This is a genomic window from Micromonospora phaseoli, assembly GCF_900109115.1.
Classification (GTDB): Bacteria; Actinomycetota; Actinomycetes; order Mycobacteriales; family Micromonosporaceae; genus Micromonospora; species Micromonospora phaseoli.
Genome location: NZ_FNYV01000004.1, coordinates 1 through 20,435, shown reverse-complemented (window position 1 = coordinate 20,435; position 20,435 = coordinate 1). Strand labels below are relative to the sequence as shown.

Annotated in this window: 22 protein-coding genes; 10 read left to right on the top strand and 12 right to left on the bottom strand. The window is 71.6% G+C overall.

Translation table 11 applies throughout. The features are described 5' to 3' along the window. Positions 1-63: 63 nt before the first annotated feature. From dinB to BMY89_RS11620, 4 genes are all read right to left on the bottom strand, one after another. Positions 64-1,254: a DNA polymerase IV gene (gene dinB / locus BMY89_RS11635; RefSeq protein ID WP_092379420.1), complete on the bottom strand. Its 1,191-nt coding sequence runs from the start codon at positions 1,252-1,254 to the stop codon at positions 64-66. A 23-nt stretch (positions 1,255-1,277) separates the two neighbouring features. After that, a complete protein-coding gene (locus BMY89_RS11630; protein WP_092379417.1) occupies positions 1,278-2,090 on the bottom strand; it encodes an inositol monophosphatase family protein in 813 nt (270 codons plus the stop codon). 84 nt (positions 2,091-2,174) lie between these two features. After that, positions 2,175-3,749: an FMN-binding glutamate synthase family protein gene (locus BMY89_RS11625; RefSeq protein ID WP_092379414.1), complete on the bottom strand. Its 1,575-nt coding sequence runs from the start codon at positions 3,747-3,749 to the stop codon at positions 2,175-2,177. 51 nt (positions 3,750-3,800) lie between these two features. Beyond that, positions 3,801-4,055 (bottom strand): hypothetical protein, encoded by a 255-nt coding sequence (locus tag BMY89_RS11620; protein WP_092379410.1) that lies wholly within the window; start codon positions 4,053-4,055, stop codon positions 3,801-3,803. A 33-nt stretch (positions 4,056-4,088) separates the two neighbouring features. Between BMY89_RS11620 and BMY89_RS11615 the strand changes: the two genes are divergently transcribed. Together BMY89_RS11615 and BMY89_RS11610 are read left to right on the top strand one after the other, a co-directional pair. Next, positions 4,089-5,774, top strand: coding sequence for a serine/threonine-protein kinase (locus BMY89_RS11615; RefSeq protein WP_092379406.1), 1,686 nt, complete (start codon positions 4,089-4,091; stop codon positions 5,772-5,774). Positions 5,775-5,832: 58 nt separating this feature from the next. Next, positions 5,833-6,699, top strand: coding sequence for a hypothetical protein (locus tag BMY89_RS11610; protein WP_092379403.1), 867 nt, complete (start codon positions 5,833-5,835; stop codon positions 6,697-6,699). Positions 6,700-6,724: 25 nt separating this feature from the next. Here the strand turns inward: BMY89_RS11610 and BMY89_RS11605 are convergent, their stop codons facing one another. Next, entirely contained in the window at positions 6,725-7,153 is a 429-nt protein-coding gene (locus tag BMY89_RS11605) for an SDR family NAD(P)-dependent oxidoreductase (protein ID WP_232521229.1), read from the bottom strand. Between the two features lie 201 nt (positions 7,154-7,354). Between BMY89_RS11605 and BMY89_RS11600 the strand changes: the two genes are divergently transcribed. Then, entirely contained in the window at positions 7,355-7,585 is a 231-nt protein-coding gene (locus BMY89_RS11600; RefSeq protein ID WP_232521228.1) for an MmyB family transcriptional regulator, read from the top strand. On the opposite strand, the gene BMY89_RS11595 is transcribed toward BMY89_RS11600, so the two are convergent. From BMY89_RS11595 to BMY89_RS11585, 3 genes are all read right to left on the bottom strand, one after another. Next, positions 7,586-8,077, bottom strand: a complete 492-nt coding sequence (locus BMY89_RS11595) for a nitroreductase/quinone reductase family protein (protein ID WP_092379399.1) — start codon at positions 8,075-8,077, stop codon at positions 7,586-7,588. It lies immediately after the preceding gene. A 79-nt stretch (positions 8,078-8,156) separates the two neighbouring features. Then, positions 8,157-9,173, bottom strand: coding sequence for an aminoglycoside phosphotransferase family protein (locus BMY89_RS11590; RefSeq protein WP_232521226.1), 1,017 nt, complete (start codon positions 9,171-9,173; stop codon positions 8,157-8,159). A gap of 79 nt (positions 9,174-9,252) precedes the next feature. Then, positions 9,253-9,837, bottom strand: a complete 585-nt coding sequence (locus BMY89_RS11585) for a nucleotidyltransferase domain-containing protein (RefSeq protein WP_198413994.1) — start codon at positions 9,835-9,837, stop codon at positions 9,253-9,255. 145 nt (positions 9,838-9,982) lie between these two features. Between BMY89_RS11585 and BMY89_RS11580 the strand changes: the two genes are divergently transcribed. Both BMY89_RS11580 and BMY89_RS11575 read left to right on the top strand, forming a co-directional pair. Then, complete coding sequence (locus BMY89_RS11580; protein ID WP_092379395.1) at positions 9,983-10,894, top strand: NADP-dependent oxidoreductase; 912 nt, start codon at positions 9,983-9,985, stop codon at positions 10,892-10,894. A gap of 56 nt (positions 10,895-10,950) precedes the next feature. Next, positions 10,951-12,213 (top strand): PP2C family protein-serine/threonine phosphatase, encoded by a 1,263-nt coding sequence (locus BMY89_RS11575; RefSeq protein WP_232521224.1) that lies wholly within the window; start codon positions 10,951-10,953, stop codon positions 12,211-12,213. A 40-nt stretch (positions 12,214-12,253) separates the two neighbouring features. Here BMY89_RS11575 and BMY89_RS11570 read toward each other — a convergent pair whose 3' ends face one another. Beyond that, positions 12,254-12,991 (bottom strand): class I SAM-dependent methyltransferase, encoded by a 738-nt coding sequence (locus BMY89_RS11570; RefSeq protein WP_092379392.1) that lies wholly within the window; start codon positions 12,989-12,991, stop codon positions 12,254-12,256. A gap of 223 nt (positions 12,992-13,214) precedes the next feature. Here BMY89_RS11570 and BMY89_RS11565 point away from each other — a divergent pair, with 223 nt between their 5' ends. The 5 genes from BMY89_RS11565 to BMY89_RS11545 all read left to right on the top strand — a co-directional run bounded on the left by BMY89_RS11565 (position 13,215) and on the right by BMY89_RS11545 (position 17,852). After that, positions 13,215-13,820, top strand: a complete 606-nt coding sequence (locus BMY89_RS11565) for a hypothetical protein (protein WP_198413993.1) — start codon at positions 13,215-13,217, stop codon at positions 13,818-13,820. A 127-nt stretch (positions 13,821-13,947) separates the two neighbouring features. Further along, the gene (locus BMY89_RS11560; protein ID WP_092379388.1) at positions 13,948-14,502 is read left to right on the top strand and encodes a YwqG family protein; all 555 of its coding nucleotides are present in this window, start codon (positions 13,948-13,950) and stop codon (positions 14,500-14,502) included. A gap of 106 nt (positions 14,503-14,608) precedes the next feature. After that, a complete protein-coding gene (locus BMY89_RS11555; RefSeq protein ID WP_092379385.1) occupies positions 14,609-15,001 on the top strand; it encodes a VOC family protein in 393 nt (130 codons plus the stop codon). A gap of 158 nt (positions 15,002-15,159) precedes the next feature. Continuing rightward, positions 15,160-16,293, top strand: coding sequence for a mechanosensitive ion channel family protein (locus BMY89_RS31535; protein ID WP_092379382.1), 1,134 nt, complete (start codon positions 15,160-15,162; stop codon positions 16,291-16,293). 194 nt (positions 16,294-16,487) lie between these two features. Continuing rightward, positions 16,488-17,852, top strand: a complete 1,365-nt coding sequence (locus tag BMY89_RS11545; protein ID WP_092379379.1) for an MFS transporter — start codon at positions 16,488-16,490, stop codon at positions 17,850-17,852. Positions 17,853-17,857: 5 nt separating this feature from the next. Here the strand turns inward: BMY89_RS11545 and BMY89_RS11540 are convergent, their stop codons facing one another. From BMY89_RS11540 to BMY89_RS11530, 3 genes are all read right to left on the bottom strand, one after another. After that, positions 17,858-18,277: a YchJ family protein gene (locus BMY89_RS11540; RefSeq protein ID WP_092379376.1), complete on the bottom strand. Its 420-nt coding sequence runs from the start codon at positions 18,275-18,277 to the stop codon at positions 17,858-17,860. Positions 18,278-18,371: 94 nt separating this feature from the next. Next, positions 18,372-18,980, bottom strand: coding sequence for a class F sortase (locus BMY89_RS11535; protein ID WP_092379373.1), 609 nt, complete (start codon positions 18,978-18,980; stop codon positions 18,372-18,374). Positions 18,981-19,196: 216 nt separating this feature from the next. Then, positions 19,197-19,688, bottom strand: a complete 492-nt coding sequence (locus BMY89_RS11530; protein ID WP_092379370.1) for a hypothetical protein — start codon at positions 19,686-19,688, stop codon at positions 19,197-19,199. Between the last annotated feature and the right edge of the window lie 747 nt (positions 19,689-20,435).

Here is a 20,435-nt window from a genome sequence, read left to right as displayed (position 1 = left end):
CACTCGTCGGCCCGCCCGTACCGCACCACACTCGGCGCGGGTGTCGACTGCGTGCCCGGCCCCTCACAGCTCGGGAAGCATCGGCATCTCCGGCCCGGTGTCGTGGTTGAGCAGCGCCGCACGGGTCACCGCCGCCGATCCGAAGCGCTCCCGGACCGCGTCCATCGCGGCGTCCAGGTCCGCCGCCGGGTCGGGCTGCCAGGACAGCGGCAGTTGAACGTGCCCGTCGCCGAGATTGCCGACGGCCACGCCAATCAGCGTGACACCCCGTCGGTCGATCTCGGGAAGCGCCACGCGCAGCAGCGTCCGGGCCGTGCGGAGCACGGTGACCGTGTCCGCGGTCGCCTTGGCCAGGGTGCGGGAGCGGGTGGCGCGGGTGTAGTCGGCGTAGCGCAGCCGCAGGGTGATCGTCCGCCCGGTGCGGGCCGCCGCCCGCATCCGGCGGGTGACCCGGTCGACCAGACCGGCGAGGATCGCGTCCAACTCGGCGGGCTGGTGCCCGGTCCGGGCCAGTGCGTGCTGGGCACCCATCGACCCGCGCCGCCGACCCACCTGCACCGTGCGGGGATCCCGATTGTGTGCCAGGGCGTGCAGGTGGCGGCCGGCACCGCCGCCGAGCAGCGATATCAGGGTCGCCTCGCCGAGCCGGGCGACGTCACCGACCGTGCGGATCCGGTGCGCGCGGAGCTTCTCGGCGGTCACCGGCCCGACGCCCCACAGCCGCTCGACGGGCAGCGGGTGCAGGAAGGTCAACTCCCCGTCGGGCGGCACGACCAGCAGTCCGTCCGGCTTGGCCACGCCGCTGGCCACCTTGGCCAGGAACTTGGTCCGGGCCACTCCGACGGTGATCGGCAGGCCGACCTCCTCGCTGACCGTCCGGCGCAGCCGGGCGGCGATCCCGGCCGGTGGGCCGGCGAGCCGGCGCAGTCCGCCCACGTCGAGGAACGCCTCGTCGATGGAGAGCCCCTCGACCAGCGGGGTGGTCTGTCGGAAGATCTCGAACACCTTCCGGCTGGCCGCGCTGTAGGCGGACATCCGGGGTGGGACGACGACCGCGTCCGGGCAGAGCCGGCGGGCCTGCGCGCCGCCCATCCCGCTGCGCACGCCCCGGGCCTTGGCCTGGTAGCTCGCGGCCAGCACCACGCCACCGCCGACGAGCACCGGTCGATCGCGCAGCCGAGGGTCGTCGCGCTGCTCGACCGAGGCGTAGAACGCGTCCAGGTCGGCATGCAGGATGGTGGCCTCGCCCGACACGCGACCATCATCGCACGGATGTACTAAAACTCGTCGTGGCCTGCGGCGAACTGCTTGGCGATCAGGGCCGACAGGGCGCGGTGCGTCTCCTCGTCGGCCGCCACCAGCAACCCGCCCACCCCGCTGTCCAGCGGCTGCCCGTGGAGGCCGGTGACCACGCAGCCGGCGGCCCGGCACAGGGCGATGCCGGCGGCGAAGTGGACGCTGTCACACATCCGTCCATCGGTGACGTACGCGGCCCGGCGGCCGGCGGCGACCCAGGCCACCGCGAGGGCGGTGGAGACGACGCGGGGCCGGAAAGGCGGCGTGAAGCCCGGATCGGTGAGCAATCGACCGGCCCGGAACGCGGGCGCGTTCGGGAACGGCGGATCGAGGTTGACGTCGACCAGTCCGGATTTGGCCGACGGCAGCAGCGGCTCGTCGGTCCCACCGTGGCGTACCCAGGACCGGGTGCCGTCGGTCCAGAACACCTCGTCGGCGAAGGGGTCGGCGCAGGCGGCCACCGTCGTCGTGCCGTCCACCCGCAGGGCGACGTTCGTTGAGGCGAGCATCGTCCGGGCGGCGAAGTTCAGCGTGCCGCAGAGCGGATCGACCAGCCACACCCGCTGGGCGCCGTCGGGACCGGTGCGCCCGCTCTCCTCGGCCAGCACCCCGTCGTGCGGACGGGCCGCGCCGAGCACGTCGAGGATCTCCCGTTCGGCCTCGATGTCGGCGGCGGTGGCGAAGTCGCCCGAGCCCTTGTCCAGCCGCGCGAGCGCCTTTCCGTAGCAGGTGCGGACCACGGCCGCTCCGGCCCTGGCTGCGGCGACGGCGACGGCGCTATCCGTGATCGACATGCGTTCAGGTTAGGGCCCGCGCCCAAGTGCGTCGGCCCGGCGGGGACGTGGATCCGGTGACCGCCCGGGGGTGTGAGCGAGCGGTCAGCGCTGGGCGGTCGGCGACGGGGGCGCGCTGCCGCCCTGCGGCGCCTCGGTGGCCATCAACTCCACGATCGCCTTCTGGTCGGCCGTCGACGGTAGACCCCAGCCCGGGCGGTACCCGTACACCTCGCGCAGCGGGGTGGCACTGGTCCGCCCGCCGAGAATCTCGACGGAATCGGGGTCGATCAGCCCCGGGTGCTCCACTCCGCACGCCTCGGCGACCTTCACCAGGTCCCGTCGCAGGGTCTTCACGTAGTGCGCGGCGCGGACCGCCTTGGACGCCGGATCCAGACCCCGGGTCAGCCACGCGTTCTGGGTGGCGACGCCGGTGGGGCAGGTGTCGGCGTGGCACTTCTGGGCCTGGATGCAGCCGATCGCCAGCATCGCCTCCCGCCCGACGGCCAGCATGTCGCAGCCGAGCGCGTACGCCACCACGGCGTTGTCGGGCAGTCCGAGCTTGCCGGAGCCGATGAAGACCACCTGCTCGTGCAGGTCGCGCTCGGCGAATATCGGGTAGATCCGGGCGAAGCCCAGCTGGAACGGCAGCGAGACGGAGTCGGTGAAGATCAACGGTGCGGCGCCGGTGCCACCCTCGCCGCCGTCGATGGTGACGAAGTCGACGCCCCGGCCGGTGTCCCGCATCAGGTCGGTCAACTCCGTCCAGAATTCGAGGTCACCGACGGCGGACTTGATGCCAACCGGCAGGCCGGTCTCGGCGGCGAGCAACTCCACCCAGTCGAGCAGGCTGTCGCAGTCGGCGAACTCCGCGTGCCGGGACGGGCTCACACAGTCCTGCCCGACCGGGATGCCGCGGGCCGCGGCGATCTCCGCCGAGACCTTTGCCGCCGGCAGCAGGCCGCCCAGACTGGGCTTGGCCCCCTGGCTGAGCTTGATCTCCAGCGCCCGTACCGGCGCGCCGGCCACCACGTCCTTGAGTCGCGCCAGGTCGAACCTGCCCCGGTCGTCGCGGCAGCCGAAGTACGCGGTGCCGATCTGCAGGATCAACTCCCCGCCGTTGCGGTGGTACCGCGACAGCCCGCCCTCGCCGGTGTTGTGCAGGCAGCCGGCGATCGCCGCACCCCGGTTCAACGCCTCCACCGCCGGGCCGGAGAGCGAACCGAAGCTCATCCCCGAGATGGTCACCACCGACTCCGGGCGGAACGCTCTGGCCCGGTCCCGAGCGCCACCGAGCACCTTCGCGCAGGGCAGCCGCACCTCGTGTCCGGCCGTCGGGGTCGACGCCGGAACCGCCCGACCGAACGTGCGGTGCTTGATGATCGGATAGCCCGCCGTGTGTTCGATGTCGTTGTCGGTGCCGAAACCGAAGTAGTTGTTCTGGCGCTTTGCCGAGGCGTATACCCAGCGGCGCTGGTCGCGGGTGAACGGGCGTTCCTCGTCGTTGCCGGCCACGATGTACTGCCGCAACTCCGGCCCGATCGACTCGAGCAGGTAGCGGGCCCGACCGAGCAGCGGGAAGTTGCGTCTCAGCGCGTGCTCGCGTTGCAGCAGGTCACGGGCGGCGATCGCGGCGAGCGCGGTGACGGCGGCGGGTACGGCGTGACGGGCCCATCTCATCCCGCCACACTTTCCGCTGCCGGACAAGATCAAACGTCGCAGCGCCGCAGCTCAGCGGCGGGTGCGGGACTGCCGCACCAGGCCGCCGGCGCACGCCCGCGCGCAGGCGTTGACCGGGGGTGCTACCAGTGGCAGGGTGTCCGTGACCGACCATCGTGCGTCGCCCGAGGTGGCCGCTCGCCGGCCGCCGGCCACCGCGCTCATCGCCCGGAGCCACCTGCCAGCCGCCCGGTCGGGCGGAGCACCCGTCGGGCCGATGGCGCCACCGGCGGCGGTGACGATAATGATCAGCGTGTCCAGCGGCACCGTCCACCTGCGCACAGCGCGGAAAGCGGCGACATGAGCGGATGGCAGCTCTCCGGCTACACCCCGGTCCGCCGGCTCGGTGCCGGCGCCTCCGGCAGCGTCGATCTCGCCGTCCACGACGCCACCGGTACCCCCGTGGCGATCAAGTACCTGACCGGCAGAATCGACGACGAGCTGTTCCGGGCGGCCTTCCGGGACGAGGCACGGCTACTGGCCGACCTCGACGACCCGTACGTGTGCCGCCTCTACGAGTACGTCGAGGCGCCCGGTGGCGCGGCCATCGTGATGGAGTTGGTCAACGGCGTCTCGCTGCGTCAGATGCTGCGAGCGCAGGGCCCGACGACGCCGGAGTCGGCGCTCTGCGTACTCAAGGGTTCCCTCGCCGGGCTCGCCGCGGCGCACGCCCGTGGCGTGGTGCACCGCGACTACAAGCCGGAGAACGTGCTGGTCACCGCCGAGGGGGCGAGCAAGCTCGCCGACTTCGGCATCGCCATGCCGGTGGGCGCCGACTCCGGTGGCAGTGTCACCGGCACCCCGCGCTACATGGCGCCCGAGCAGTGGACCGGTGCCCCCGCCAGCCCGGCGTGCGACATCTACGCCGCCACCGCGACCTTCTTCGAGTGCCTCACCGGCCACCCTCCGTACGACGGGCGTGACCTGGCCACCCTGCGCCAGCAGCATGCCCGCGCGCCGATCCCCACCACCCCGGCTCCGCGACCGGTGCACGGCCTGCTGCGACACGGGATGGCCAAGCGTCCCGACGACCGTCCACAGCCCGCGCAGGTCTTCCTGGCCACGCTGGAGCAGGTGGCCGCCGGTGCGTACGGAGAGGACTGGGAGCAGCGCGGGCTACGCGAACTGGCTCGACGGGCGGCGCTGCTGGCGGCCCTGTTCCCGTTCCGGGACGGCACCGGCGGCGCCATCAGCGTGGCCAACACGGCGCTCGGCGCGTCCACCGTCCCACCGGCAGGTGAGGGCCCCGGTGCTCTCGTGCCCCGCCGTACCGGACGGGCCCGGGCGGCGCTGGTCGGCAGTGGACTGGTGGTGGCGTTGCTGATCGGCGGGGCCGGGCTCAGCTACGCCGCGAAGGACGATCCACCGGTGGCTGTGGGGACGGCCGCCGAGGCGAGCACGGACCTGGCCGGCGGCATCGCCCCGTCCGGCGGTGCCGCCGCCCCGCCCACGCCGACCGCCACGCCCGACGAGCCAGCGACCGCCACCTCCGGCCCGTCCGGCGGCGACGTCGATCCGAGCGCCGACACCACCGTCTCGGCCATGCCGAGCGTGTCGGTGACGCCCACCGGCAGCGCCCGCGCGACCACCCCGGCACCCAGCCCGTCGACCAGCACCGGCTCCGCACCGCCGCGCGATGTCACCGCGCCCACCGTCGACCGGGTCGCGGCGAGCCCGACCGAGCTGGACCCGACCGGTTGCCCGTTCGGGCCCACGACGAGCACCGTCACCGCGCTCGTCGCCGACGACCGCACGGTCGCGGGCGAGCTGCGGGTCCGCTTCCGTTACACCCTGGAGAAGCGATCGTACGAGCAGAGCATGAGCCCGCTGCGCGGCGGCCAGTTCCGGGGTGTGCTCGGTGAGCTGCCCCGACCTGGCTCCACCACCCGGATCCCGGTGGCGGTCCTCGCCACCGACGCCGCCGGCAACACCACCACCGGCTCCACGGTGTACGTGACGCTCTACTCCTTCTGCACGCCGGGCTGACCGGCTGCCCGCGCGCCCCCAGCACACACCGCCCCACCACGACGCAGGAGACGCAGCCGTGACCCAGCCGGACGACGCCACCGAGGCCCTGCCCACCCAACGGGTACCGGCTGAGCCGGCCGTCAACGTCCCACCCGGTCACACCCCATCACCCGATGCGCCGGCGGACGCGCCGACGGTGTCGCTGGGCGGCGCCGAGCCGACGGTGTCGCTGGGCGGCGCTGAGCCGACGGCGTTCCTGGGCGGCGCTGAGCCGACGGTGTTCCTGGAAGGCGCTGAGCCGACCGTGTCGCTGGGCCGCATCGGGCCGACCCAGGCCGTCGGCGTCACGGCTGCCCTGGGCGCGACCGAGGCCGGACGTACCACGGCGGCCACGGCCGGCGCGCATACCGGTGGGGAAGCGCTCGCCGCGCCGACCGCCGGGCCCGGCGGGGAGCTGCGATTCGGCCCCGGCGTGCCGGTCGCCCCGCCGCCGGCTCCCGCCTGGCCGACGCCGGCGCCGCCACCGCGCCGCAGGTCGGCTTGGCGGCGATTGGTCTCGCTGCTGTCCACTCTGCTCACCCTCGCTCTGCTCGCCGCGGTCGGGCTCTGGATCTGGCAGCGGCTCAGCCCGCTGGAGGTCGTCGAGGTGAATGCGGCCGTGCCCCGCCCCGCCGGTGAGCGGTGCGACGTGAGCATCGACGTGGTCGCCACCGTGCGGACCAACGGCCGCGCGGGCGTCATCGAATACCAGTGGCTGCGGTCCGGCAGCGCACCGGGCGCCCTGCTGACCGAGCGGGTCGGCTGGGGCCAGCGCACCGTCGAGCTGACCCTGCGCTGGTCGTTCAGCGGGGTCGGCAGCACCACCGAGACCGCGACGGTGAACATCGTCGCCCCGTCACCGGTGCAGGCGGCGACCGAGGTCAGCTACGCCTGCCCCCGCTGAGCCGGACGGCACGCAGAGTGCCTGGTCAGAGGTGGCTGACGTCGGTGAGCGCTTCGGCGGCCGCCCAGAGCCGCTCGCCGACGGCCGGATCGAGCGCCTCCCGGCTGAGGCGGGCCTCGGTGACCCTGCCCCGCGTCTCCCAGAGCCCGGACGGCCCGAAGAACTGGCCACCACGCACCTCGGGTCCGGTCGCGGCGAACAGCTGTGGCAGTGCGCCCTGCTCGACATTCTGAGTCGCCAGGAGGCCGACCCGGGCGACCAACTGCCCGACCCGGCCGCGGTGTTCCCAGGCACGCGGAGTCAGGTTGGTGCGGGTGAGACCGGGATGGGCCAGCGCGCTGACGATCGGCGACCCGGCGGCGCGCAGCCGGCGGTCCAGCTCGATGCCGAACACGGTGGTGGCGAGCCTGGACCTGCCGTAAGCGGGAGCGACCCGGGAGCCACGCTCGAACATCAGGTCGTCGAAGTCGAGATGCGCGCTCCTGATGCGCGCTCCTGTGGGTGATCGAGCTGAGATTGACCACCCGCGGCGTCCTCGCGGCGGTCAGGTTGCCGAGCAACAGGCCGGTCAACGCGAAGTGGCCGAGCCCACCCATCCCCGCGCCACCGCGATCGTCGGCGAGCTGAGCATCCGCAGCGCCGAGTTCCGGCGGCTGTGGCCCGGCACGACGTACGCGAGTCGGTCAGCGGCACAAAGACCTTCCGGGTCCCCGAGGCCGGCGACATCGTCCTGGACTGGGACACGTACCCGCTGCCCGGCAGTTCCGGGCCGGTCATGCTGGTCCTCACCGCCGAGCCCGGCAGCGTGGACGCGGACCGGCTGCAGCTGCTGGCGTCGTTGCACGCGACCCGTCCGGCGGTCGTCGGCGGGTCGTCGGTCGGGTAGCTAGCCGGGCAACGTGTCCGACGCGCCGGCCCGGGGCACCAGGACCACCACCGCCGTCTCGGCCGACCGCAGCGCCGCATACGCGTCGAGGTTCTTGTCGATCTTGCGCCAGTGGGCCCACAGCCGTAACCGCTCGTCGCCTGTTGCCGCGTGAGCATGTACCAGCCGCCGCCCTCCGACCAGGTCGACGGTCGCGTCCGGATTCGCCTGCAGGTTGAGCCACCAGGCGGGCTCACCCTCACCCCACCCGTTCATCGCCAGCGAGACCAGGTGCGACCCGTCCTCGACGTACCCGAGGATGACGCTGCGCGGCTGGCCGGTGCGACGGCCGATGGTGGTCAATCGCAGGGTGCCCCAGCCCTTGGCGCCCGGCCGCCACAGTCCGACCCGGCCGCCGGAGAGCCGGTACAGGCTCCGGTGCGTCGACCAGGCCAGATGGATGAACCAGCGCGGCGGAAGCCACGGGTTGCTCGTCCGCTTGCCGACTGACATGCCGACCTCCTACACCTGGACCGCCAGGGTACGAACAGGGCGCCAGCGGCAACCTCGGGCGGCCCCGCGTCCCTCTCGTTCAGTCGGTGGCGGTTTCGAGGTATCCGGTGAGGTAGGCCAGTGCCGCCGCGGCGTCCTCTCCGTCGCCGTGAGGTCTGCGGAGGTCGTCGGTGAAGGCGGCGACATCGGCGAGCACCCACCACCGGTGGTAGAGGGCGATTCCGGCTGGCCTGACCGTACGGCCGGTCGCCTCGGCGTACCCGGCCAGCACGTCGTCGTCGACGTCGAGCGCATCGGTGCCGATCATGTTGGTGAACGCCGCTGTCAACATCCACAAGTCGCGTTCCGGCGGGGCGATCTGCACGGTTGTCCAGTCGATCAGCCGCATGCCGTCGGAGGTGTGCATGACGTTGCCCGGATGGGGCTCGCCGTGGGTGACGACCCAGCCGGGCACCGTGGTTCGGGTGACGTCGACGAGCCGGTCGAAGTCCGCCAACCATCGACGGACACGTGCCTGGTGTCGGATCAGGAGCTTGCGGGCCGGCTCGGCGTGCGGCCCACCGGTCCACGGGTGGTCCAGCGACCGCAACGCCCCGCGCAGCCGTTTCCGGCCGGGTAGCCGCAGGTCGGTCCGCGAGGCGAGGTGCGCGACCACCGGAGTGGCTCCATGCAGGTCGGCGAGGACGGCCACCATCTCGCCCAGCTCGTCGCGTCGGTGCGGGCCGAATTCACCGGCGGTGCCGTCGACCAGGGGGAACACCGACAGGGCGTACCTGGGGGTGAGTCGCCGCAGTAGCGTCCCGTCCGTGGCGGGGATCGCGGTGACGACGAACCCGAGCCCGGCGTCGCGGTGCAGGGAAAGCGCGGTCGTCAAGGACTGCCGCAGACCGTTGCAGAAGTCCCGAGGGCTGGCTTCGCCGGCACGGAGATCGTCGACCTTGACGAACCGGACGATGCCGTTCTGGTCGGTGACGGACCAGTGGTAGCTGCCCGCACCCACCGGTAGGTACTTCGCGGACTCGACCCGCATGTCCCAGCCCTGGAAGAGCGCCGCTGTCAGCTGATCCTCGTCCAGCCCCGTCGGCCTGTCCCGCATGCACGGCATTCTGCCCTGCCTGTCCGATGCGCGATGTGGTGTTTCCGGGCGGCCAACAGCAGGCCGTATCCCACTCGGATCAACATGACCGCAGCCGGGCACGCCAGGGATGGTCAGGGTGGGTCAGGCCGAGCGCCGCATCCAGCCAGCCACGCTCCGCCCGGGACAGCAAGGGCAGTACGCCGGTGAAGTCAGCCTCGTCCTTGTCCCGGGTGTGCTTCGCCTTGAACAACAGCACGACCTCGATGCCCAGGTACGGGATCCCGTCGTCGGAGCGCCGGATGATCTCCCGGTACGGTCGGCGGATCCGCTGCTCGTCGCGGCGACAGACCCATACGTCCCCGTCATGCGGCTCCCGGAAGACATCAAAGCGCCACCTGCCCGCCAGCCGGTCCCAGGCCCACGTCTGACAGCAGTCGCCGGCCAGCGCGTCGGCCGTCGCCGGCACCAGGACGCCCCCGCCCGCCGGCACCCAGAAGTCAAGCTCGGGGAAGAGCGGCGGCAGCAGCGCGAAATGTGCGGCCGGCACGGCGACCTCCAGGTCTTCGTGGGCGCGGGTCTGCCTGCCGCGAAACAGATCAACCGCCCAACCGGCCGCGACGTACCAGGGGATCTGCAGATCGCGGAGGCGTTCGGCCAGTCGATCGGGTGCCAGGCGTCCCATGCGTCGATGGCGGGATGGCTCATGACGGCGAGCCTATGGCAGCGTGCCGGGCCGATTCGCCGCTCCATCTCACGACGTTCGCTTGACCTCAACCAAGGTTCAGGCCAGAGACTCGACCCCGTTCACGGCAGAGAAGGAGTCGGTAGTGAGAGCAGCGGCGTTCGTCCAGCCCGGCGGCCCTGAGGTGCTGACCCTGATGGAAGTTGACACCCCACAGGTCAGTGCCGGGCAGGTGCGCATCCGGGTCAAGGCGGCGGGAGTACAGCCGTTCGACTGTGCCCTACGGGCAGGCTGGACACCGCCCGGTGTGCCACCGGACTATCCGCGGATCCCGGGTAACGAGTTCGCCGGTGTGGTCGACCAGATCGGTGAGGGAGTCACCGGCATTCCGGTTGGCGCCGAGGTGTTGGGTTTCGACCTGCTCAACGCCTACGCCGAACAACTGGTCGTACCCGCTGAGCACGTCACCGCCAAACCAGCCGGCATGCCCTGGGAAATCGCCGGTGGATTCAGCGCGGCAGCGCAGACCGCCCACATCGCCCTGCAAGAACTGAGTGTCGGCAAGAGCGACACCGTACTGATCCACGGGGCGGCCGGCGCGGTCGGCACCGTCGCGGTCCAGTTGGCGGTCGAGTGGGGCGCGACCGTCATCGGCACCGCCCGCGAGGAGAACCACGACTACCTCCGCTCGCTTGGTGCGATCCCGATCGCCTACGGCGACGGCCTGGGCGATCGTGTCCGGGCGACCGTACCGGACGGCGTGGACGTCGCCCTTCACGCAGCCGGCGGCGACTCATTGGCCGTATCGCTCGCCCTGGTAGCCGACCGAGGTCGGATCCTCACCCTGGTCGAGCACGACAGGGCCCAGGAACTCGGTATCCGGGTCACCCCCAACCTGCGTTCGGCGGCCCGACTCGCCGAGCTGGCCGACCTGTACACCCAGGGGAAGCTGCGCATCCACGTGCGTAGGACGTTCCCTCTGGAAGACGCCGCCGACGCGCACCGTGAGGTCGAGATCGGGCATGGCCGTGGGAAGGTCGTCCTCACCATCGGTTGACCGCCGCAACAGGGTGCAGGGAGAACCCTGCACGCATCCGGTCTATGCTCCGCCGCGTGACCGAGGACGGGATGAGCGGCGTGGATCTCAACGAAGTGCTGCTCGCGGTCGAGAAGGCCGCCCCGGTCGACGCCGTCGAGGCGGTGACCCGCAGCATCGGGGTGAACCTCGACGCGTTGTCCATGTCCTTCCTCGTGGCGGACATGAGCGGCCGCGCCCTCGTGCGCCTGGTCCACGTCCCGATCGGGTACGTGCCCGGCGGCCGTCGGCATGGCGAGGACGTCGCGATGGTGCTGCCCTTCGACGGCGGCCTCCAGGAGCAGGCGCTCCGTGCGCAGCGGGTACTGGTCGAGTACGCCGATGACCAGTACGTGGTGCGGGCGCCGGTCACCCAGCGCGGCGAGGCCATCGGGCTGTTGGAGATCGCACTGTCTGCCGCACCGACCGACGGGATCCTGCAGCGGGTGTCGCGGGCTGCGCACACGTTGGCGTTCGTGGTCATCGCCAACCGTCGGCACACCGACCTGTTCGAATGGGGGCAACGGACGAGCCCGTTCACCCTCGCCGCGGAGATCCAACGGCGGCTGCTGCCCGCATCGTTCACCTGTGAAGCCGACTCGTTCACCCTCGCGGCCTGGCTGGAGCCGGCAGCCAGCATCGGTGGCGACACCTTCGACTACAGCGTGGCCCGGGACCTGCTGCATTTCAGCATCACCGACGCGGTGGGCCACGGTGTGCACAGCGCGCTCACCGCGACCTTGTGCGTCGGCGGACTACGCAACGCCCGCCGGCGCGGCGGCACCCTGCTCGAGCAGGCACAGGCCGCAGACGAGGCACTCGTTGACAACGCCCCCGCCGTGTCGCCCTTCGCCACCGGGCTTCTCGGCCGGCTCGACCTGTCCACCGGATCCCTCGCCTTGGTCAACGCCGGGCACCCCACCCCGCTGCTGCTGCGCGACGGTGCCACACAGGCGGTGGCACTGCCCGCCAATCGGCCCTTCGGGGTCCTGCGCCACAAGCCGTACCGGGTGGCCGGGCTCGAGTTGCGACCCGGTGACCGACTGGTGCTGCTCACCGACGGGATGCTCGAACGCGGCGCCGCCGCCCTTGACCTGCCCACACGACTGCAGCACCTGAGCGCACTGCACCCCAGGGAGGCGGTCCGCGTCCTCGGCGACCTCGTCCTCGAAGTAGCCGGACCTGTTCTGCCCGACGACGCCTGCCTGATGATCCTTGACTGGCACGGTGGGCACGGCGACACCCGCCGCACCGTGGCCGGCGCCGACCCCCACCGGGCCAGCGACCCTCACCGCGGATAGCAAGGCGTCGACGAGCTGCACGCCCGCGTCTCTGATTGCTTCAACCGTTTTCGAACGAACGCTGGGCGATGAACACGTACTCGCGGCCCGGTCGGTCCGGTGCCTCGCGTACCTCCAGGACTCGGTAGCCGTTGGTGGCCAGGCTCGACTCGACTTCGTCGCGGGTGCGGAACCGAAGGGTCGAGTCCGAGGTGACGACCTCTCCGTCAGTCAGGAACCGGTAGCTGTGTCGGAAGCAGATCAACGGGAGGTTGACGTCGGTGACCGTGAGGCGGCGCTCCACCTGCCCGACGCCGGGGATGTCGAGGACGACTGGCGCAGTGTCCGCCGCCCATTCCTGCCAGACGCGGCGTTCGGGGCGCCTGGTCTCGAACACCAGGTGGCCGGCGGGGCGAAGTGCAGCGTGGATGCGGTGGAGGGCCCGTGTCCAGTCGTGGTCGGTGAGGAAGACCTGTGCCACATTGCCGGTCATCGTCGCCAGGTCGACATCGAGTGCCGGAACCGTCGTGACGTCGCCGTGGATCCAGATCACCTCCGTGGCGTGCTGCTTGGACCGCGCCACATCCAGCGACGCTTCGGCGGGATCGACGCCCACGACCGTACGGCCACTTCGAGCGAGCAGGAGCGCCAGGCATCCGGTGCCGCAGCCGACATCGAGCACCCGGCGTGCCCCCAACTCGTCGGCGATCGCGACGTATGACACCAGGTCGGCGCGGTCTCCGTCGAATGCGTCGTAGACGGGAGCGAGGCGAGGGTGAGCGAAGATCGCATCAGGCATCGACCGACGGTATCGACCGACACGTGCTGCCCGCGACTGACATTCCGATCACCATCAGCGCCCCTCAGCGCCTGCGTTCATGCCGCCGACCGCAGGTGGAGGCCACGGGTTCGGCTGCGCGTGTCGGCGGGCGTAGTGCTCGGCGATCGTGGCGAGAGCGCGGTCAGCTATCTTGTGAAGCCGTCGTCTGCGCTTTCCCTCCGACCCACCGAAAGATGACCGGATGCCAGACCCCGCCTCGTTCACCGACGACGAGAACTGGTCGGGAGGGTTCTACGAGCTGTCTCTCCAGTGGGACGGCCGGGATGGTCAAGGCCTACAACGGGGCCTGTCAGCCCTGTGGGGGGCGGCGGCCGTCGACGGCTGTTACGGGAGTCGGAGCCACGAACCCGGTGACCAGGAGGAGGTGCCCTGCACCGTCGAGTCCCTGATGGCCTTCGGTCATCTCCGCGGAACGGTACTGCTTCCAAGTGGTGACCGAGTGGTGTGCGGATGCGTGACCCTGGGCGGCGATGGGGAGCCTGAGTGGCTCGACTTCTATCTACCCTTGGGCGCTCTGGCCCGCGTCGACCAGCGCATCGGCGGCTTTCCCTTCGACTCCCGCAGCGGTGAGGACTCCCTGGCCTGGCGTCGTCCACTGGACGGCTGGCTCGCTGCCGTTGGTACCCGCATCTTCCGGGACGCTCCGTTCCGGCTCGGCCTCATCGGCTTCGAGTTGGACGGCCGCATCTCCTCGAACCAGATCAACGGCCACGCGCCAGATCCGCGCTGGGAGGGATACCTGCTGCCGGTCGGTGAGGACCTCCGGTATGAGCCCGCCACCCGATGACGCGGGGGAGTCGACGACTGAGCAGCGACCTGGAGAAGCAGCTCGGCGCGACTTTGCCGGAAAAGTACAAGGCCTTAGCCCTGGATTTCGTCGCGCGCCGCGGCGAGAGCTACGAGGAGTTGCGAGCATGCGTCGTCCCGTTCGATTCGAGCCATCCAGCGAGGCGACCGGCATGCCGGTCACCAAGTTGGGCGGACAACCGGTGTGGTTGCAAACTCCGCAGTGGCCGGTGTCGCGTTCGCTCGGTGAGCCGATGACGTTCATCGGTCAGTTCCGCCTGGACGGCGATGGCGGAGGCCGCCTGGCCTACCTGTTCATGACTGACGGCGAGGAGTACGTCGACGCCACCTGGGAGCCCGAGGGTGGCGAGAACGCTGTCGTCATTCAACCTGACGGATCGGTGCCAGCCTTCATCGCCGTGCGTGACCTCGGTGAGGGTCCGTCCTGGCCCATGAAGGATCACCTACCAGTGCACCAGCAGGTGCACGGCGACGAGGAGGCGTGGGAGTTCCTGGGTGGGGAGCCGTTATGGCTGCAGGGTGAGGAGACACCCGGGCCGGGCTGGCAGCTGATCGGACAGTTGACCGACCGTTTGGGCCACAACTTCGGCGACGCCGGAATCGGCTACATCTTCGTCTCACCGGACGGCGCTGAAGGTAGGTTTCTCTGGCAGTGCGGCTGAACCATCCGGCGCCGACCACGTCTGACGGAGTACAACGAGTTCCCGCTCATGCCGCCGCGGCGTGTGCGGGCGGCGAGCAGGGCAGGACCTCGCATACGCTGCCGCGGTGCAGATCGACCTGGTATCCCTGATCGTCGACGAGTACGACCCGGCGATCGCGTTCTTCACCGATGTGCTCGGCTTCGACCTCGTCGAGGACTACCCGTCGACGACCAACGACGGGCGACCCAAGCGGTGGGTCGTCGTCCGGCCCCCCGGCGCCCAGACCGGGATTCTGCTCGCTCGCGCCGACGGGGAACACCAACGTGCCGCCATCGGTGACCAGGTAGCTGGCCGCGTCGGGTTCTTCCTCCGCGTCGACGACTTCGAGGCCGCTCATCAGCGGATGGTCGGGGCGGGTGTCACCTTCGTCGGGGAGCCGCGGACCGAGGCCTACGGCCGGGTCGCGGTCTTCCTCGACATCGCGGGCAACCGGTGGGACCTCCTCGGCGCCGCCTGACGCCGCCGTGGTCACCGGCGGTCTGGCCTGTTCATCAATCATCCAGGCGGACATGAAGCGTCTGTCTGGGGGCGTCTCCCGGACGCGGACGTGTTTCTGCCGAGGACCGTCCGGGTAGGTCGGGCCTGACGAACACCAGCCCCTGGAGGACCCATCCCATGCGAGACAACTTCGGCGACGCGGTAGGGGACACCCTCCGTTCGATACTTCTCTTCCTGCCCAGGGCCCTCGCCTTCGTGGCGATCCTGGTCGTCGGCTGGCTGATCGCCAAGGCGGTCCTGAAGATCGTCGACCGGCTGCTCGAACGGGTCGGCTTCGACCGCGCGGTCGAGCGCGGTGGGATCCGCCGGGCACTGGCCCGATCCCGCTACGACGCCAGCGACATCGTCGCCCGGCTGGCCTACTACGGGGTCCTGCTGCTCACCCTCTACCTGGCGTTCGGGATCTGGGGACCCAACCCGATCTCCGACCTGATCGCCGGTGTCATCGCCTGGCTGCCCCGGGCCTTCGTGGCGATCATCATCGTGGTCGTCGCCGCCGCCATCGCCAGCGCGGTCAAGGACATCGTCTCCGGCGCGCTCGGTGGCCTGTCGTACGGCCGGCTGCTGGCCACCGTCGCCTCGGCGTTCATCCTCGGTCTGGGCATCATCGCGGCGCTCAACCAGATCGGTGTCGCCACCGCGGTGACCACCCCGGTGCTGATCGCCGTGCTGGCCACCATCGGCGGCATCCTGGTGGTCGGCGTCGGCGGCGGTCTGATCCGGCCGATGCAGGGCCGCTGGGAGTCCTGGCTGGCCCGCGCCGAGCAGGAGTCGCGCACCATCGCCGAGCACGCCCGCGCCTACGCCGCGGAACGTCGGGAGACCGACGCGCGTCGCGCCGAGTCGGCCCCCGCTCCCGCCGAGTCGGCCCCCGCCGCGCCAACCGTCTCCGCGCCGACTCCCACCTCGCCGGCCGCGCCCACCTTCAGCGCGCCGACCTCCACGGCGTCCGCTGCCACCCCTCCGCCGTCGACGACCGCGACGTCGTCGACCTTCGCCGCCGCCCCCGTCGAGGATGACCCGGAGGCCACCCAGGTCGTCACCGCGCCCGCCGTCGACCCCGACCAGACCAGTCCGCTGCCCCGCCACAACCCGGCGCTGGGCGACGACCCGACCGCGCCGCTGCCGCGCCAGGACGACCCGGAGGCCACCCAGGTCACCTCACGCAGCGCGGATGTTCCGGCGCAACGTAGCTCCGACGACAGCGACTCGACGATGGTGCTGCCGCCGAGGACCGACGAACAGCGCTGAGGGTCGAGAAGCGGGACGGGACCGGTTGCCGGTCCCGTCCCGCTCGCGTTGCGGCGACACCGTGGCAGGTCGCGGTGCCGCCGACTACCATCACCACCATGACCTGGCGACATTGATGCGTCAGCCGAGGCCGTGGGCCGCCTGCGGTCGCCGTGACACCGGCGTCCGTTTCCCGCCCCGCCCGGAAGGCCTCGATGACTCCGACCTCGACGCGTGCCCGCCGCCTGGCCGGCACGCTCTACGCGTACGCGTTCCTCACCGACCTGGTCCTGCTCTATCCGGTGTACGCGCTGCTGTTCGCCGACACCGGACTGTCGATAGCCCAGATCTCGTCGCTGTTCGTGATCTGGTCGCTGACCGGCATCGTGCTGGAGGTGCCCTCCGGCGCGTGGGCCGACGCGACCTCCCGGCGGCGGATGCTCTGCCTCGCGCCGCTCTGCACCGCCGCCGGCTTCGCCCTGTGGACGCTCGCGCCGTCCTACCCGGCGTTCGCCGTGGGCTTCGTCCTCTGGGGAGCCGGCGGTGCGCTCGCCTCCGGCGCGACGGAGGCCCTGGTCTTCGACGAACTTGATCGCCTCGGCGCGGCCGACCGGTACGCCCGCGTCATCGGTCGGGCGCGAACCGCCGGCACCGTCGGCGTACTCGGGGCGATCGTGCTGGCCAGCCCGGTACTCGGGCTCGGCGGCTACCCCGCGGTCGGCGCGGCCAGCGTCATCGCCTGCCTGCTGGCCGCCGGCGTCGCCAGCCGGTTCCCCGAACACCGCCGCCGGCCCGCCGAGCCCGACCCCGCTCCGGCCGCCGCCCGCCCTGCCGCAGCAGCAGCCGGCGACACTGCGGTCGCCGGCTCTGCGTCGGCGGACGGGCCGACGGACCGGGCGCCGGACGACACCGAGGCTGACGAGCTCGGCTGGTGGCAGGAGTTGCGGGCGGGCGTGGCCGAGGCTCGCCGCGACCGGGCGGTACGCGCAGCCGTGCTGCTCGTCGCGGCGGTCACCGCCGTCTGGGGCGCCCTGGACGAGTACACCCCGCTGCTGGCCAGGGACACCGGAGTCGCCCTGACGACGGTGCCCCTGCTGCTGCTGATCGTCACGGTCGGGCAGATCGCCGGTGGTCTGCTGGCCCCGGTCGGCGAGCGGCTGCGCAGCTGCGGGTACGCGGTGCTCCTGGCCTGCTCGGCACTGGCCCTGGCGCTCGGAGCGCTGCTCGGCAAGCCGGCCGGCTTCCTGCTGGTGGCGGTCGCCTTCTGCGGTCTCCAGCTCGCCTCGGTGCTGGCCGAGGCGCGCCTGCAGGCCCGGATCAGCGGACCCGCTCGGGCCACCGTCACCTCGCTGGCCGGGATGGGCACCGACCTGACCATCATCGCGGTGTACGTCGGCTACGGCCTGGTCGCCACGATGGCCGGCAACGCGGTGGCGTTCGCGGTCGCCGCCGTACCGTACCTGTTGGTGGCGGCGGTGCTGATCAATTCGGCACGCGACCGGCGACCGCCCGCGCGGAGCCGTTCGACAGGTGACTCGCGAGCGTCCGTGCCGGGTCCGGCGCGGCTCGACGCGTCATGACCGGGTCAGCCCTGGTCGTCATCCAGGTAGACCCAGCGGCCGTCCTCCCTGGCGAAGCGGCTGCGTTCGGTCAGCGTGCCGGTTTCCCGGCCCTCTCGGTAGTGGGCCCGGAACTCGACCGTGCCGGTGCTGTCGAAGAGGCCACCCCGGTCGGTGCCGAGGACCTCCAGCCCGGTCCAACGCTGGGCGGGATCGAGGTGCAGCCGGGGCGGCCGGGTGCGGGTGTGCCAGCTGCGCAGCAGGTACTCCGAGTCGCCGACGGCGAAGGCGGCGTACCGGGAACGCATCAGCGCCTCGGCCGTCGGCGCCTCGGCCTCGCCCCGGTGCAGCCGACCGCAGCAGTCCCCGTACGGCAGACCCCGCCCGCACGGGCAGGTCCCGGTCACCTCGGCCCGCCGGGCCGGCCGTCTGTCACGCTTGGCCATTGCGTCATCCTCACGGTCCGGGCGTCGGCCCCGCTCACCGGGGTCGGCCGGCACCGGGACGAGCTGTCCGACCGGCTCACGTTGTCCGACCGGCTCACGTTGTCCGACTGGCGAACACGACGACGTTGTCCACGTAGTCGCCGCTGCCCCGGTCGAAGCGGCCGCCGCAGGTGATCAGGCGAAGACCCGCCACGTTGGCCGGGCCGTAGACCAGGTCGGTGGGGAAGCGATCCTTCGGGTACGCCTCGACGCCCTCCACGGCGAAGCGCACCACACTGGCATCGTCGCGGGTGATCTGGACGGTGTCGCCGGGACGCAACCGTCCCAGGTCGAAGAAGACGGCCGGACCGTCGCGGGAGTCCACGTGGCCCACCAGGACCGCGTTACCTGTCTCGCCCGGGCTGACCCCGGGCCGATACCAACCCGCCACGGCCGGCTGGTCCACCGGTGGCACCTGAAGCGCCCCGGTCTCGTCGGCGGCGACGGGCACGAGCGGTGCGCGTACCCCGATGGCCGCAATGCGCACCTCGACGGGGGTGGCGCGGGCCAGCGGTGGCAGGCTCGGCGCGGAGCCCGCCCGGTGCTGATCGCCGCTGGGCTGCGGAGGCTGGACCGGCAGGCGGGCGAGCCCCGTGCCGACCAGCGCGAGGCCGGCCACCGCGAGCAGCGCGACGAGGATCCGGCCCAGGTGGTACGCGCGCACGGAAACCTCCGTTCGCCGGTGTCCGGCGGTTGGTGACCTAGAGGGCTCTACTCGCCGGTGTCCGGCGGTCGGTGACGAGGTGGTTGGACCTGGTCCGCCGCCGGTGGGCGCGTCCGGCCGGTGTCTCCCGGCCGGGCCGCCTCGGGTGCCCGCACCGTGGAGCACGGCACGGGCACCCGTTCGCAGGATGGATGGGATGGAGCGAGTGGTGATGGCTCAGAGCGTGGCGGCGGTGGCCGCGTGGCGACGACGCCGGCCCATGATCAGGGCACCTCCGAGCGCCGTGGCGAGCAGGGTGGCTCCGGTGGCCAGGGTTCCGACGCCGTCGTTGCCGTCGCGGCCCCCGGCCGCGGCGCCACCGATCGGGGTGACCGTGAAGGTCGCGCTGCCGTCGGCCGTGCCGTCGCCGCAGGTGGCCGCCACCGTGTAGGTGCCCAGGGTGAACCCGGCGGTGAACAACTCGGCGCTCAGCCCACCACCGGCAGCGGCGGTGGTGGAGCGGACGTTCTGGTCGCGGTCGGGCCCGGTCACGCGGAACAGCGCGTCGCCCGAGCTCGGGTTGCAGGTGGTGGCGGTGAGTACGACAGTTCCACCGACCGGCGTGGTCGACGGCGACACGGTCGTGTCGGCCAGCGCGGTGCCCGGCAGCAGCAGGGCGCCGAGGGCGATGCTGCCCGCCGCGGGTACGAGAACTCTGATTGCCTTCATACGCGTCTTCCCTCACTTTTCGTCCGCTGACTGCGTGGGACGTCGTTCGGGTGGCCAACTCCGTGACTAGCACCGGTGTGCCCAACACTAGGTGGGGTTGGGACCCGATCCGGTGAAAATGAGAAATCCTCGTTGCCGTCCCGTGTTCACCCGCGAGGCGGAGGCGTCGTTCAAGGGCCGGCACGGGGTCGGCGGGTGCGGCATCCCGTCGATGGCAGGTCTGTTCGCCCTGTCACGGCTGTGCGGATGGCGACGTCGGCGCGGTTCCGGACGCGATGTCCGGTACCGCCGCCGCCCTGGCCGGACTGCCGTGCCGATCGCACCCGGATGTCCGTTTCGGGTTGGCGGGCGGGTGGAATCGGGTCGGGGGTGGGGGCGTTACATGTGGCTGACGATCGTGCGGGGCCTGGTCTTCGCCTGCGGGTCGGGCCCCGGGTTTGTGGAATGACCTGGCTCGGTCGGTCGTTGTACATGGTTCCGGCGGCGCGAAGTGGCCCCTCTTCTGCCCCGCGTGCCGGAGGATCTCTTTTCCCCTTGTTCTTTGAGTGCCTGACGGTGCTTGCGTGCGTGTCGACCTTCCCCCGGTCGGTGTGTGTGCCAACCCCCGAATGGAGCTTTCATCATGAACACGATCTTCCGTAAGAGCGTGCTGGGTATTGCTGGTGTGGCGTTTGCTGGTGGCATGGTCGCTGGTCCGGTGGCCGCGTACGCGGACACCGCCCCGGTCGCCGGTAAGCCGGTGGCGGT